Source organism: Corallococcus llansteffanensis, from assembly GCF_003612055.1.
In the GTDB taxonomy this organism is placed as follows: domain Bacteria; phylum Myxococcota; class Myxococcia; order Myxococcales; family Myxococcaceae; genus Corallococcus; species Corallococcus llansteffanensis.
In genome coordinates, this window is sequence record NZ_RAWB01001077.1 from 1 (window position 1) to 1,026 (window position 1,026).

The 1,026-nt window shown below is 74.2% G+C and carries 1 pseudogene; it reads left to right on the top strand.

Features of this window, described 5'->3' with window-relative positions:
- Positions 1 to 78 precede the first annotated feature (78 nt).
- A pseudogene (locus tag D7V93_RS43430) lies at positions 79 to 1,026 on the top strand (hypothetical protein); the annotation flags it as partial.

A 1,026-nucleotide genomic window follows, 5' to 3' on the forward strand; every position in this document is an offset into this window, starting at 1 on the left:
CCCCCCTGACGCCCGCCCCCCAGCGCCTCATCGGCTGAGCGGTCCTCCGGGGCTTCGGAAAAAAGAGGAGACCACGTCGTGCGCCTGTCCATGGAAGACTACCTGCGGCTCGCCGTGCCGTTCGTCCCCCCGGCGCTCGTCTCCGCCGAGGCGCTGCGGCCCATCCTGGACATCGCGCGCCAGTTGCCCCCTTGCGCGAGCAGCGGCTTCGAGTGCCGGCTGGGCGATGACGCGCCGGTGGCGGACTTCCTCGTCAACCTGCTCCCGGACGACGGCACCCGCGCCGCCTTCGCGGGACGCCACCCGGACTACCACCCGCCGGACGCGTTCCTCCAGAGCCCCGTCTGGCAGCGCGTGCGGGACTTCTGCCGGGCCTGGGCCCACCCCGAGACGCCGCTGAACCGGCGTGTGCGGGACATGTGGCTGGAGTTCGACCTGCAGGAGCTGGCCAGCGAGGTCCCCATCCCGGGCGTCTTCTTCGGGCCCGAGCAGCCGCCGGTGGACCTGCCCGGCACGGTGCGCGCCAGCCTGGAGCTGCTGCGCGGCCCCGGGCACGCGCAGCTGCCCCCGGCGCTGACGCGCTGCCTGGAGCTGCTGCCCGGCCCGCCCCGCGTCGAACAGGTGGGGATGATGTTCTCCCGCCAGACGGACGCGCTGCGGCTGTGCCTGCGCGGGGTGCCGCTCGCGCAGCTGGGCAGCTCGCTGCGGCGCGCCGGGTGGAGCGGACAGCCCGCGGAGCTGGACGCGCTCGTGGAGGACGCGCGGCCCTTCATCGACGAGGTCACGCTCGACGTCGACGTCGGTGACGACCTCCACCCCAAGCTGGGCCTGGAGTGCATCCTGGACCGGGACCCCAGCCCCGCCCGCTGGAAGCGGTGGTTGGATCACCTGGTGGCGAACGGGCTGTGCACGCCCCTCAAGCGCGACGCGCTGCTGACGTGGCCGGGCATGTCCAGCCCGCTCAACCACCCCGGCCCGTGGCCGGAGAACCTGGTGCGCGCCAGCGAGCGGATGCCGGGCGTGCAC